At 67.6% G+C, this 12,008-nt stretch carries 15 protein-coding genes; 11 read left to right on the top strand and 4 right to left on the bottom strand.

Going from position 1 to position 12,008, the window contains the following annotated elements; genetic code table 11:
- Positions 1–3 precede the first annotated feature (3 nt).
- Positions 4–1,248, top strand: a complete 1,245-nt coding sequence (locus BST28156_RS24520; protein WP_174903559.1) for a PepSY-associated TM helix domain-containing protein — start codon at positions 4–6, stop codon at positions 1,246–1,248.
- Between the two features lie 33 nt (positions 1,249–1,281).
- Here BST28156_RS24520 and BST28156_RS24515 read toward each other — a convergent pair whose 3' ends face one another.
- A complete protein-coding gene (locus tag BST28156_RS24515) occupies positions 1,282–1,884 on the bottom strand; it encodes a DNA-3-methyladenine glycosylase I (protein ID WP_174903558.1) in 603 nt (200 codons plus the stop codon).
- A gap of 142 nt (positions 1,885–2,026) precedes the next feature.
- On the opposite strand from BST28156_RS24515, the gene BST28156_RS24510 reads away from it, so the two are divergent.
- From BST28156_RS24510 to BST28156_RS24500, 3 genes are all read left to right on the top strand, one after another.
- Positions 2,027–2,908: a glucosamine kinase nucleotide-binding domain-containing protein gene (locus tag BST28156_RS24510; protein ID WP_174903557.1), complete on the top strand. Its 882-nt coding sequence runs from the start codon at positions 2,027–2,029 to the stop codon at positions 2,906–2,908.
- 106 nt (positions 2,909–3,014) lie between these two features.
- A complete protein-coding gene (locus BST28156_RS24505; protein ID WP_174903556.1) occupies positions 3,015–3,308 on the top strand; it encodes a hypothetical protein in 294 nt (97 codons plus the stop codon).
- A 164-nt stretch (positions 3,309–3,472) separates the two neighbouring features.
- Positions 3,473–4,297 carry a Cof-type HAD-IIB family hydrolase gene (locus BST28156_RS24500; protein ID WP_174903555.1) on the top strand — a complete coding sequence of 275 codons (825 nt, stop codon included), beginning with the start codon at positions 3,473–3,475 and terminating at the stop codon, positions 4,295–4,297.
- Positions 4,298–4,414: 117 nt separating this feature from the next.
- Here BST28156_RS24500 and aqpZ read toward each other — a convergent pair whose 3' ends face one another.
- Positions 4,415–5,158, bottom strand: a complete 744-nt coding sequence (aqpZ, locus tag BST28156_RS24495) for an aquaporin Z (protein ID WP_060245960.1) — start codon at positions 5,156–5,158, stop codon at positions 4,415–4,417.
- Between the two features lie 300 nt (positions 5,159–5,458).
- Between aqpZ and BST28156_RS24490 the strand changes: the two genes are divergently transcribed.
- On the top strand, positions 5,459–5,755 hold the full coding sequence (locus tag BST28156_RS24490) for an H-NS histone family protein (protein WP_009690405.1): 297 nt from the start codon (positions 5,459–5,461) through the stop codon (positions 5,753–5,755).
- Positions 5,756–5,861: 106 nt separating this feature from the next.
- On the opposite strand, the gene BST28156_RS24485 is transcribed toward BST28156_RS24490, so the two are convergent.
- Positions 5,862–6,926, bottom strand: coding sequence for a glycosyltransferase family 4 protein (locus BST28156_RS24485; protein ID WP_060245962.1), 1,065 nt, complete (start codon positions 6,924–6,926; stop codon positions 5,862–5,864).
- A 230-nt stretch (positions 6,927–7,156) separates the two neighbouring features.
- Entirely contained in the window at positions 7,157–7,375 is a 219-nt protein-coding gene (locus BST28156_RS24480; RefSeq protein WP_174903554.1) for a hypothetical protein, read from the bottom strand.
- Positions 7,376–7,583: 208 nt separating this feature from the next.
- Here BST28156_RS24480 and flhD point away from each other — a divergent pair, with 208 nt between their 5' ends.
- The 6 genes from flhD to BST28156_RS24450 all read left to right on the top strand — a co-directional run.
- The gene (gene flhD, locus BST28156_RS24475) at positions 7,584–7,904 is read left to right on the top strand and encodes a flagellar transcriptional regulator FlhD (RefSeq protein ID WP_009690407.1); all 321 of its coding nucleotides are present in this window, start codon (positions 7,584–7,586) and stop codon (positions 7,902–7,904) included.
- A gap of 98 nt (positions 7,905–8,002) precedes the next feature.
- On the top strand, positions 8,003–8,557 hold the full coding sequence (gene flhC / locus BST28156_RS24470; protein WP_060245963.1) for a flagellar transcriptional regulator FlhC: 555 nt from the start codon (positions 8,003–8,005) through the stop codon (positions 8,555–8,557).
- A 178-nt stretch (positions 8,558–8,735) separates the two neighbouring features.
- Positions 8,736–9,596 (top strand): flagellar motor stator protein MotA, encoded by an 861-nt coding sequence (gene motA / locus BST28156_RS24465; protein WP_060245964.1) that lies wholly within the window; start codon positions 8,736–8,738, stop codon positions 9,594–9,596.
- A 13-nt stretch (positions 9,597–9,609) separates the two neighbouring features.
- Positions 9,610–10,629, top strand: a complete 1,020-nt coding sequence (motB, locus tag BST28156_RS24460) for a flagellar motor protein MotB (protein WP_060245965.1) — start codon at positions 9,610–9,612, stop codon at positions 10,627–10,629.
- Positions 10,630–10,735: 106 nt separating this feature from the next.
- Complete coding sequence (locus BST28156_RS24455) at positions 10,736–11,113, top strand: response regulator (protein WP_174903553.1); 378 nt, start codon at positions 10,736–10,738, stop codon at positions 11,111–11,113.
- A gap of 33 nt (positions 11,114–11,146) precedes the next feature.
- Positions 11,147–12,008, top strand: an 862-nt coding sequence (locus BST28156_RS24450; protein ID WP_174903552.1) for an Hpt domain-containing protein, incomplete at its 3' end; no start/stop codon positions are given.

Raw genomic sequence — 12,008 nt, 5'->3', positions numbered from 1 at the left:
GCGATGAAGACGTTCGTGCGACCGCTGTTCGTCCGCCTGCATCGCTGGTTCGGTCTCGCCATCGCGTTGTTCCTGTTCGTCGCCGGGCTGACCGGTGCCGTGATTGCGTGGGACCACGAACTCGATGCTGTGCTGAACCCGGATTTCTACGTCGCGCGCAGCGGCGCGAAGCCGCTCGATACGCTCGCGCTCGCGGATCGCATCGAGGCCGCCGACCCGCGCGTGCAGTTGAGCTACCTGCCGCTCGCCGTCGAACCGGGGCATACGCTGCAGGCGGGCGTGATGCCGCGCGTCGACCCTACGACCGGCCAGCCGTATCCGCTTGATTTCGATCAGATCGCGGTCGATCCGGCGACCGGCGTCGTGCAGGGGCGCCGCGAGTGGGGCGCGCTGTCGCTGGCGCGGCTCAACCTGATGCCATTTCTCTACCGGCTGCATTACTCGTTGTTCCTGCCCGTGTACGGCGGCGTGAACTTCGGGTTCTGGGTGATGGGTGTCGTCGGCATCGTGTGGGCGGTCGACAGCCTGATCGCGCTGGTGCTCGCGTTTCCGAACCTGAAAAGCTGGCGCAAGTCGCTTGCGTTTCGCGTGCGGCGCGGTGGCTATCCGCTGGTGTTCGACCTGCATCGGTCGGGCGGCGTGTGGGTGTGGGGGCTGCTGCTGGTCGTCGCGGTCACGTCGATCTCGATGAACCTCGGCAATCCGGTCGTGCGCCCGCTCGTGTCGCTGTTCTCGCCGCTGGCCGAGACGCCCTACACGAATCCCGAGCATTTCCCGCCCGCGTCGGCGGGCAGCAAGGTGCTGCCGCGCGCGCGGATCGTCGAGCTCGCGCGTTCGGCCGGCCGCGCGGCGGGGATCGCGGCGCCGCCCGGCGCGCTGCTGTTCGCGCCGGCGATGAATGTCTATGCGGTCGGCTTCTTCGCGCCCGGCAACGACCACGGCGATGTCGGGCTCGGCAACGCGTGGCTCTACTGGGACGCGGTGACCGGGCAGCCCGTCGCCGCGCAGGTGCCGGGACGCGGGTCGGCCGGCGACCTGTTCATGCAGGCGCAGTTTCCGCTGCATTCCGGGCGGATCGCCGGCGTGGCGGGCCGCATCGCGGTGAGCGTGCTCGGGATCGTCATCGCGATGCTGAGCGTGACGGGCATCTGCATCTGGGTGAAAAAGCGCAGCGCACGCGTAAGAGCCGGACGGGCCGGACGCAGCACGCGGCCGGGTGTGCCGGGCGCGTCTCGGGTGGTGCGCTGAGCGTGGCGGGCGGCGGGCGCAGGCGCGCCGCCGTCACCCGGCCTTGCGCCGCCGCGCCGGCTGCTTGCCGGCGAGCGCCGCGCATTGCGCGTGACACGGGCAGCTCGTCTCGTGATCGTTGACCATGCCGGTCGCCTGCATCAGCGCGTAGCAGATCGTCGAGCCGACGAACTTGCAGCCGTATGCCTTCAGCGCCTTGCTGAGCGCGTCGGAGCGCTCGGTCGACGCGGGCGCGTCGCGATACGACTGCCACGCATTCTGGATCGGCGTGTGATCGACGAACGACCACAGGAATTGCGCGAGCGATCCGTGTTCGTCGCGGATCCGCTGCACGGCGCGCGCATTGACGACCGCGGCTTCCACCTTCGCGCGGTTGCGCACGATGCCGGGATTCTCCAGCAGCTTCTCGATGCGCTTCGGCGTGAAGCGCGCGACGGCGTCGACGTCGAAATCGGCGAAGGCTTCGCGGTAGCCGGCGCGCTTGTTCAGGATCGTCGACCACGACAGCCCGGCCTGCGCGCCTTCGAGAATCAGCATTTCGAACAGGTGACGATCGTCGTGCGACGGCACGCCCCACTCGGTATCGTGATAGTGAGCGTCCGCTTCCGTTTTTACCCAGTTGCATCGCTGCGACATCGTGTGCCCCGTTTCCCGTATCGATTCGATCGCGCCAGCATAGCGGAAGCCCCGTTCGCGGAACAGCCGGCCGAACGGCAGATGGGCGCGCGGCGCCGATCCGGTTAAGCTTGGCGCCTGTTCGAATCAGCGGGATCAACGCATGACGGCATTACTTTTTGCGATCGGCATCGACGGCGGCGGCACCGGCACGCGCGCCGTGCTGGCCGACCGGCACGGGCGCGAATTTGCACAGGGGCGCGGCGGCCCGTCGGGGCTCGGCCTCGGCATCGAGCGCGCATGGGCGTCGATCGGCGCGGCCTGCGCCGACGCATTCACGCACGCGGGACTCGCGTTCGACTGGTCGCAGTGCGCGCTCGGCTGCGGGCTCGCGGGCGTCAACAATGCGGCGTGGCTGGCCGCGTTCCGCGCGCAGGCGCCGCTCGCCGCGCTCGCGATCGAAAGCGATGCGTATACGACGGTCGTCGGCGCGCATGGCGGCGCGCCGGGGCTGATCGTCGCGCTCGGCACCGGCAGCATCGCGGCGGCGCTCGACGCGGGCGGCGTTTGCCGGATCGCGGGCGGCTTCGGCTTTCCGTCCGGCGACGAGGCGAGCGGCGCATGGCTCGGCATGCGCGCACTCGCCTACGCGCAGCAGGCGCTCGACGGTCGCGCGCCGCGCGATGCGTTCGCGCAGGCGCTGCTCGCCGAAACCGGCGCGCAGGATCGCGACGCGCTGGTCCAGTGGTCGTGCGACGCGAACCAGACGGTCTACGCGCGCCTCGCGCCGCTCGTGTTCGCGCACCGTTCGCATCCGGTCGCGGCCGCGCTGATCGCGCAGGCCGGCGAGGAGATCGGCAAGATGATCGATGCGCTCGATCCGGAAAGCGCGCTGCCGGTCGCGCTGTGCGGCGGGCTGGCCGAGCCGCTGGCTCCGGCCGTACCGGCGCGCCACGTCGCGCGGTTGCGCGCGCCGCTGGAGGACTCCGCGCACGGCGCGTTGCGGCTCGCGCTGCAGGCGTTGCGGGCGGCGGAGGGAGGTTGACGGCGGCTGACAGCGGCGGTTTCGGCCGAGAGTGGGCGCGGCTTGGCCTCGACGGCCGACACGGCCGGGCCGGCCGCCGAGGCCGGTTGTCGACCGGAGCGGGTTGATGAGCGGCGGCCAGGGGATCATCGGCACAATTCGGTGGACCGATCCATCGCAGACGCGACGGCCGACGGCCCCGGCGGCCCGGCGATCTGGCGATCTGGCGATCCGGCGATCCGGCGATCCGGCGATCCGGCGATCCGGCGATCCGGCGATCCGGCGATCCGGCGATCCGGCGACCGGCGACCGGCGACCGGCGACCGGCGACCGGCGACCGGCGACCGGCGACCGGCGACCGGCGACCGGCGACCGGCGCAAGCCGATCGACTGGACCGGCCCACCGGGAACCGGCAACTGACCGGAGCGATCTGGCGCCCGGCGAAACGCGATCGCCCCGACCGACCGGATAACAGGCAACCTCCGACCGACCGCCGCCCCTTCCCGCCAACCACCAAACACCCACCCCCGCACGACGTTAAAATGGCGATTCCGCAGACCTATGCGCGTCTTCCGCCCCGTCCCATGTACAAAGTCATCGCCACCGATCTCGACGGCACCCTGCTCAACAGCGATCACCAGCTCGATCCGTACACGATCGAGACCGTTCGCCGGCTCGACCGCGACGGCCTGCAGTTCGTGATCGCGACCGGCCGCCACTACGCGGACGTCGCAGGCATCCGCGACGTGCTCGGCATCCGGCCGTACCTGATCACGTCGAACGGTGCGCGCGTGCACGCGCCCGACGACACGACGATGCACGCGCAGGACATCGATCCGGCCATCGTCCGCGGCCTCGTGCAGCCGGAAGTCGCCGGCGCGCACGGCCGCGTGATCGTCAACCTGTTCACCGACCAGGGCTGGCTGATCGATCGCGACGCGCCGCACCTGCTCGAATTCCATCAGGACTCGGGTTTTCGGTACGACGTGATCGACATGGCCGCGCACGACGGCGCCGATATCGCGAAGGTGCTGTACATCGGCGATCCGGCCGATCTGGCGGTGGTCGCCGAGCAGATGCGGGTGCGCTACGGCGATGCGCTGTATGTCACGTACTCGCTGCCCGACTGCCTCGAGGTGATGACCGCGAACGTGTCGAAGGGGCGCGCGCTGCGCGCAGTGCTCGGGCGGCTCGGCGTCGACGCAGGCCACTGCATCGCGTTCGGCGACAACATGAACGACATCGATCTGCTCGAAACCGCCGGCCACGCGTTCATGATGAACAATGCGAACCCCGACCTGATCGCGCGCCTGCCGCATATCCCGCGCATCGGCAACAACTTCGACGCGGGCGTCGCGCGGCACCTGCGCACGCTGTTCTCGCTCGAGGACAAAATCGCCGCGTCCTGAGCGAGCGCGCCGACACAATGAAAAACGGGCGCCAGCGGCGCCCGTTGAAATGACTTGCCTCGGATCTTGTTCGACAGCGTGAGGCTCGCTGCTCTGCTCGCGTGACCCCGTAGTGTTTTATTCGCTTGTGCGAGCGGATGCCGGCAGCAGGTCGACGGCGTCGTCACGCCCCGCGACCAGCGGATAGATGATCCCGGCCAGGATCGCGCCGATCAGCGGCGCCACCCAGAACAGCCACAGCTGGCCGATCGCGTCGCCGCCGACGAACAGCGCCGGGCCGGTCGAGCGCGCCGGATTCACCGACGTGTTGGTGACCGGAATCGAGATCAGGTGAATCAGCGTCAGGCACAGCCCGATCGCGATCGGCGCGAAGCCGGCCGGCACGCCGCGCTTGTCGGTCGCACCGAGGATCACGAACAGGAAGAAGCCCGTCATCACGACTTCGCAGATGAACGACGCGCCGAGCGAGTAGTGGCCCGGCGAGCGGTCGCCGAAGCCGTTCGTCGCAAAGCCGCTGCCGACGACGTCGAAGCCCGGCTTGCCGGTCGCGATCAGGTACAGCACGAACGCGCCGAGCGTGGCGCCGACGACCTGCGCGACGATGTACGGCACGAGGTCGCGAGCCGGGAAGCGGCCGGCGACCGTCAAGCCGACGCTCACGGCCGGGTTCAGATGGCAGCCGGAAATATGGCCGATTGCGAACGCCATCGTCAGCACGGTCAGGCCGAAGGCCAGCGCGACGCCGGCAAAGCCGATGCCGAGGCCCGGGAAGGCGGCGGCCAGCACGGCGCTGCCGCACCCGCCGAGCACCAGCCAGAACGTGCCGAATACCTCTGCAGCGAGCCGCTGAGAAAGATTCATGTAAGGACCTCGTTCAAGTGGATTGAAGACAAACCGGCGGAGGCGATACATTTATCCATCCCCCGGAATTGGTCTGGATTATAGGAAATGAATCGAGGCAGGGAGGGTCAACGATTGTTAAATTTGAATGGCCGGGGAATCGGCTTTATTAGAATAAGTCCGCATTCTCGATATACGCGAATCGGTTAAAAATGCCTGCATTTATTTCGAAGGACACGGTGGCAGTGCGGATAGCGTAGCGGGTGGCCGTGTCCCGGCGGATTCGCCGGGGCCGCATCATGGAAAAAGGGGAGTCGAAAAATGTCTCAATACGCGAAACTCAAGGCGCAGATCGCCGATTTGCAGGCTCAGGCGGACGAGGTGCGTCGTCAGGAAGTGGCGGCCGTCATCGCGGACGTCCAGCGCATGATTGCCGAATACGGGCTGACGGCCCAGGACCTGGGATTCGCGGAACGAGCGCGACGCGGCCGTCCGCCGAAAAAGGCGCCGCTGCCGCCGAAATATCGCGATCCGAAGACGGGCGCGACATGGAGCGGCCGCGGCAAGCCGCCGAATTGGATCGCCGGCAAAAACCGCGACCGTTTCCTGATGGAATGACTGAAAGGGAAAAAGAAAGAGCCGCATCGACGATGCGGCTCTTTGGTTTTTAAGCGCGCCGATTTCGGCGCGACTTTTACAGAATATTTCCTGACATATTTCGGCGTCAGGCACCGGCAACCCGGCGCAGGGCCGGTTGCCGCGTCGTCGCGCAAAGCGATTCGTAGGTTTCGACATAGCGCTGCGCCATCGCCTTCGAGCTGAAACGCGTATCGAAACGGGCGCGAATCGCGTCGCGCGACAGGCTGTCGATCCGGTGCAGCGCGCCGACCGCGCCCTGTACGTCCTCGACGATGAAGCCCGTCACGCCGTCCTCGATCACTTCCGGCACCGAGCCGCGGTTGAACGCGACGACCGGCGTGCCGCAGGCCATCGCCTCGATCATCACCAGGCCGAACGGCTCCGGCCAGTCGATCGGGAACAGCAGCGCCTTCGCGCCGGACAGGAATTCGGGCTTCTGCGCCTCGTTGATCTCGCCGATGAATTCGACGTGCGCCTGGCCGAGCAGCGGCTCGATCACTTCCTTGAAGTAGTCGGCGTCGGCCTTGTCGACCTTCGCGGCGATCTTCAGCGGCAGCCCGCTTTGGGCGGCGATCCGGATCGCGGTATCGACGCGCTTTTCGGGGCAGATCCGGCCGAGGAACGCGAGATATTCGGGCTTCACGTCCTTGCGCGGCGTGAGCAGCGTGTCGGGCAGCCCGTGATAGACGGTGCCGGCCCATGCGGCCTGCGGCAGCGGCTTGCGCTGGTTGTTCGAGATCGACACGACCGGCGCGTCGGGGAACGCGTCGAACACCGGCTGCAGTTCGGGCAGGTCGAGGCGGCCGTGCAGCGTCGTCACGTACGGCACGTCGAGGCGCGACATCAGCGGGAACGGCAGGTAGTCGAGGTGGAAGTGCAGCACGTCGTACTCGTGGGCGACGCGGGCCACCTGTTCGAGCAGGCGCATATGGGGCGCCATCGAATCGCGGATCGACGGATCGAGGCGCAGCGCGCGCGGCCAGGCCGCCTCGAGGCGGGCGGAGGTGACCGAATCGCCGCTGGCGAACAGCGTCACGTCGTGGCCGAGGTCGACGAGCGCCTCGGTGAGGTAGGACACGACACGTTCGGTGCCGCCGTAGAGTTTCGGCGGGACGGCTTCGTAAAGCGGCGCGATCTGGGCAATGCGCATGGACGTTCTCCTGTGTGGATCGGCGTCGGCGCGTGGCGCCCGTTTCCGATCCGGAACCGGTTTGCGGAACCTGCCGGCGGCACCTTCTGCGGTGCGTGGCCGGGCCCTCGAACAGGGTGTGCGGGGCGCCGGGCGGCAAGCTGCGGGGCGGGCCGGCACGGCTCGCGCCGCCGCCCATTGGAGTTCATTATCGGGATCGGCCTGCGGGGTTCGAGTGTTTTTTCAAACACTTAAGGCTTGTTACACGATGAAATACGCAAAAACCCCGAGAAATAGTGCGCATAAACACGCGCGGCCATAGTAATAAGAATTGTTGCGCCAGCGTGAAAAAGCACTATAATTTTTACCGATTCATCGGCCGGCAGCCTTGCCGGACGGCCTTCCCCGGCATAGCGGCGCATCCGGCGCCGAATTCGCCCGCCATTTTCCTTTCCATTGCTCGCTGTCATCGACCTTGTCGGAAAAATTCCTACACGGTTTACAGACAAATCCTGCACGGCATACGCCACTTCGCTGATACCGGCGTAAATCCCGTTTAGCCAAAATTCGCGTTGTAAGACTTATAAAGATGCCGACGGCGTGCCGAGGGCGCGGCGATCGAGCAAACGTTTTCATAACACGAATGGCCAAGGCAGTGCATTTTCAAACGGGGGAATCATGAGCGCGACCAGCGAAATGCTCGGTGAGATCAAAGAGGTCAATCTGTCGTACCTGCTCCTCGCACAGCGCCTGCTGCGCGAAGACAAAGCGATGGGGATGTTCCGCATGGGCATCTCGCAGGAGCTCGCCGACGTATTGTCGAACCTCACGCTCGCGCAGACCGTGAAGCTCGCCGCATCGAACCAGATGCTGTGCCGCTTCCGCTTCGACGATCACGCGCTGCTGTCGTCGCTCGCCGACAAAGGGCGCAGCGACGTCGTCACGCACGCGCACTCGGCCATCCTGATGGCCGGCCAGCCGGTCGAAAGCGTCCGCTGATCCTTTTCCGCCCTGCGTTTGCCCCGGCGCGCCGCGTCGGCGGGCGACGCATGCGCGCGGCTATCCGAACGAACAACGACACGCGAACGGTTATCACCATGGCAAGCAAAAGCGTCGTGGTCGAGGTGAAGGAAATCACTCTCGCCATCGAACTGATCGAACTGGGCGCCCGGCTGCAGTTGCTGGAGGCGGAGACGAGCCTGTCGCGGGATCGTCTGATCAAGCTGTACAAGGAACTGAAGGGCGTCTCGCCGCCGAAGGGGATGCTGCCGTTCTCGACCGACTGGTTCATGACGTGGCAGCCGAACATCCATTCGTCGCTGTTCTACAACATCTACCGGTTCATGCAGGACCACGGCCGCTGCGAGCCGATCCAGGCGATCGTGAAGGCGTACCGCCTCTATCTGGAGCATGTGTCGCTGTCCGGCGACGAGGCCGCGCTGAGTCTCACGCGCGCGTGGACGCTGGTGCGCTTCTTCGATTCGGGGATGCTGCAGACGACGCCGTGCACGCGCTGCGGCGGCCATTTCGTCGCACACGCGCATGATCCGCATCAAGGTTTCGTCTGCGGCCTGTGCCAGCCGCCGTCGCGCGCGGGCAAGACCCGCAAGGCCGCCGCCGCCCGCGCGGAACTGGCCGCCGCTGCCGCCTGAGCCCCGCCGGGCGGCCTTCGCGCGGGACCCGCGACGGCGCGGCCGGCGTCGCGCGACGCTTGCGGATTGCTGGTAAACACCGTCCGGACGCCGCCGCGCGAGCGCGAAAGTTTTCCTGCCGACTGCCGTAAACCACTTAACGGCGGCCTCCCCGCCGGTCATTCGTGAGGGACAGGCAGTGCTGATTATCGTAGGAACACTCGTGACGCTGTTGTCCGTCTTCGGCGGTTATGCGCTGGCAGGCGGGCATCTGGGCGCGCTGCTCCAGCCCCTCGAGATCCTGATGATCGCGGGCGCCGGCGTCGGCGCATTCATCCTCGGCAACGGCATCAAGACCATCAAGGCGACGCTGCGCGTGCTGCCGACGCTGTTCAAGGGCTCGAAATACACGAAGGACGTGTACATGGAGCTGATGGCGCTGCTGTACGTGCTGCTCGCGAAGGCGCGCAAGGAAGGCACGCTGACGCTCGAGGCCGACATCGACGATCCGGACAAGAGCCCGATCTTCACGCAATACCCGAAGATCCTCGCCGACCGCCACATCGTCGAGTTCCTGACCGACTACCTGCGGCTGATGGTCGGCGGCAACATGAACGCGTTCGAGATCGAGAGCCTGATGGACGAGGAGATCGAGACGCACCACGTGGAGGGCGAAGGCCCCGCGCACGCGCTGATGCGCGTCGGCGACGCGATGCCGGCGTTCGGCATCGTCGCGGCGGTGATGGGCGTGGTCCACACGATGGCATCGGCCGACAAGCCGCCGGCGGTGCTCGGCGCGATGATCGCGCAGGCGCTGGTCGGCACGTTCCTCGGGATCCTGTTGTCGTACGGGCTGATCGGGCCGCTCGCGAGCCTCGCCGAGCAGCGCGTGGCGGAGTCGACCAAGATGTTCCAGTGCATCAAGGTGACGATCCTCGCGAGCCTGAACGGCTACGCGCCGGCGATCGCGGTCGAGTTCGGCCGCAAGGTGCTGTTCTCGACCGAGCGGCCGTCGTTCGCCGAGCTCGAAGAGCACGTGCGCCGCGTGAAGGCGAAGTGACGCGGAGCGGCCGATGAGCAAGAGCAAGGATCGCGCGATCGTCGTCAAGCGGGTGGCCCCGCAGAAGAAGGGCCATCACGGCGGCGCATGGAAACTCGCTTACGCGGACTTCATGACCGCGATGATGGCGTTCTTCCTGCTGATGTGGCTGCTGAGCGCGGTTACGCCGGTGCAGTTGAAGGGGATCGCCGAATACTTCAACACGCCGCTGAAGGCCGCGCTGTTCGGCAGCGGCGACCGCAGCTCGCAGGACTCGAGCATCATCAACGGCGGCGGGCGCGACCTGTCGAGCGTCGACGCGGGCACGCTGCGCCGCACCGACGGCACGACGGCGCTCGCCGAGCGCGTCGCGAAGCCGGTCGACGAGGCCGCGCAGGCACAGATGCAGGGCGCGCTCGAGCGGCGCGAGCAGGCGCGCCTGCACGACCTGCAGATCAAGCTGATGGCCGCGATCGAGGCGAACCCGACGCTGCGTCAGTTCAAGCAGCAGATCCGCATCGACTCGACGCTGCTCGGGCTGCGCATCGAGATCGTCGATACGCAGAAGCGGCCGATGTTCGCGATGTCGAGCGATCGCGTCGAGCCGTACATGCGCGACATCCTGCGCGAGATCGGCAAGACGCTGAACGACGTGCCGAACCGGATCGTCGTCCAGGGCCACACCGACGCGGTGCCGTATGCGGGCGGCGAGGGCGGCTACAGCAACTGGGAGCTGTCGGCCGACCGCGCGAACGCGTCGCGCCGCGAGCTGATCGCGGGCGGCATGGACGAGGCGAAGGTGATGCGCGTGATCGGCCTCGCGTCCACGCAGAACCTGAACAAGGCCGACCCGCTCGACCCGGAAAACCGCCGGATCAGCGTGATCGTGCTGAACCGCAAATCCGAAGAAGCGCTGATGCGCGACGACGCGACGACCACCACGCTGTCGGCCGACGCCGCGGGCTCGAAGCTGCTTGCGCAGCAGCTCGCCGGCCCGTCGCCGGCTGTGCGGGCGGCGCCGGCCGCGCTCGCCGCATCCGCGCCGAAACCCTGACGTTGACCCGATTCGAGACCCCGATGAAACGACTTTCACGCGCACTTCGTCCGTTGCCGACCGACAGGGCGGCCAGCCTTTCCGCGGCAGCCCGGCGGAGGTTCGCATGATCCGGACCATTCTCGCGATCGACGATTCCGCGACCATGCGCGCGCTGCTGCAGGCGACGCTCGTGCAGGCCGGCTACGACGTGACGGTGGCGCCCGACGGCGAGGCCGGCTTCGACCTCGCCGCCACGGTGCCGTACGACCTCGTGCTGACCGACCAGAACATGCCGCGCAAGAGCGGGCTCGAGGTGATCGCCGCGCTGCGCCGGCTGAGCGCCTATGCGGACACGCCGATCCTGGTGCTGACGACCGAGGGCAGCGACGCCTTCAAGACCGCCGCGCGCGACGCGGGCGCGACCGGCTGGATCGAGAAGCCGATCGATCCGGCCGTGCTGGTCGAGCTGGTCGCGACGCTGTCCGAGCCGGCCGCCACCTGACATGAACGCGATGCATCCAACCGGTAACCGGGCATGACTCTCGACATCACTCAGTTCTACCAGACATTCTTCGACGAAGCGGACGAGCTGCTCGCGCAGATGGAGCAGCTGCTGCTGAACCTCGACGTCGGCTCGCCCGACCCGGAGGACCTGGCCGCGATCTTCCGCGCCGCGCATTCGATCAAGGGCGGCGCGGCGACGTTCGGCTTCACCGCGCTCACCGAGACGACGCACATCCTCGAGTCGCTGCTCGACCGTGCGCGCAACCACGAGCTGACGCTGACGAAGGAGATGGTCGACGCGTTCCTCGAGACCAAGGACGTGCTGTCCGACCAGCTGGCCGACTATCGCGCGAGCGCGGAGCCCGACGCGGCCGCCGCCGCGGCGATCTGTGCGAAGCTCGAGCGGCTGAAGGCCGAGAGCGGCGCGGGTGCGCCGGGAGAACCCGCCGCACCTGCCGAACCCGCGGAAGCGGCGGCACTGGTTCCCGCAACGCAAGCCGCACCTGCCGCCAGCGAGCGCGTGCCCGATCATGTTGTCGAGCAGGCCGTCGCGGCCGCACATCCGGCTGCCGACCGCGCGCCGTCCGCCGCGGCCGGCGACGGCGGCCCGCACCTGAAGATCACGCTGTCGGGCGTCGACGCGAAGGACCAGGCGCTGCTCGTCGAAGAGCTCGGCAATCTCGGCCGCATCGTCGGACGCGAGGCGGCGGGCGCCGATCTCACGCTGTGGCTCGAATCGGACGTGCCGTCCGACGACATCGTCGCGGTGTGCTGCTTCGTGATCGACGAAAGCCAGATCCGCGTCGCGCACGGCACGGCGCCGGCCGCGCAGCCGGCCGCCGCGGCGCCGGCGCCAACGGTCGCGGAAGCGCCCTCGGCCGCGCCGCAGGTCG

The sequence above is a fragment of the Burkholderia pseudomultivorans genome, from assembly GCF_902499075.1.
GTDB classification, from domain to species: Bacteria; Pseudomonadota; Gammaproteobacteria; order Burkholderiales; family Burkholderiaceae; genus Burkholderia; species Burkholderia pseudomultivorans.
Note: the sequence above shows the minus strand (reverse complement) of the source record. Positions and strands in the feature narration are given on the sequence as shown.

Excerpts from the sequence above, each read along its gene's own strand:
- BST28156_RS24520 (WP_174903559.1), top strand. The coding sequence starts at position 4 with ATGAAGACGTTCGTGCGACCGCTGTTCGTCCGCCTGCATCGCTGGTTC.
- BST28156_RS24515 (WP_174903558.1), bottom strand. The coding sequence starts at position 1,884 with ATGTCGCAGCGATGCAACTGGGTAAAAACGGAAGCGGACGCTCACTAT.
- BST28156_RS24510 (WP_174903557.1), top strand. The coding sequence starts at position 2,027 with ATGACGGCATTACTTTTTGCGATCGGCATCGACGGCGGCGGCACCGGC.
- BST28156_RS24505 (WP_174903556.1), top strand. The coding sequence starts at position 3,015 with ATGAGCGGCGGCCAGGGGATCATCGGCACAATTCGGTGGACCGATCCA.
- BST28156_RS24500 (WP_174903555.1), top strand. The coding sequence starts at position 3,473 with ATGTACAAAGTCATCGCCACCGATCTCGACGGCACCCTGCTCAACAGC.
- aqpZ (WP_060245960.1), bottom strand. The coding sequence starts at position 5,158 with ATGAATCTTTCTCAGCGGCTCGCTGCAGAGGTATTCGGCACGTTCTGG.
- BST28156_RS24490 (WP_009690405.1), top strand. The coding sequence starts at position 5,459 with ATGTCTCAATACGCGAAACTCAAGGCGCAGATCGCCGATTTGCAGGCT.
- BST28156_RS24485 (WP_060245962.1), bottom strand. The coding sequence starts at position 6,926 with ATGCGCATTGCCCAGATCGCGCCGCTTTACGAAGCCGTCCCGCCGAAA.
- BST28156_RS24480 (WP_174903554.1), bottom strand. The coding sequence starts at position 7,375 with ATGACAGCGAGCAATGGAAAGGAAAATGGCGGGCGAATTCGGCGCCGG.
- flhD (WP_009690407.1), top strand. The coding sequence starts at position 7,584 with ATGAGCGCGACCAGCGAAATGCTCGGTGAGATCAAAGAGGTCAATCTG.
- flhC (WP_060245963.1), top strand. The coding sequence starts at position 8,003 with ATGGCAAGCAAAAGCGTCGTGGTCGAGGTGAAGGAAATCACTCTCGCC.
- motB (WP_060245965.1), top strand. The coding sequence starts at position 9,610 with ATGAGCAAGAGCAAGGATCGCGCGATCGTCGTCAAGCGGGTGGCCCCG.
- BST28156_RS24455 (WP_174903553.1), top strand. The coding sequence starts at position 10,736 with ATGATCCGGACCATTCTCGCGATCGACGATTCCGCGACCATGCGCGCG.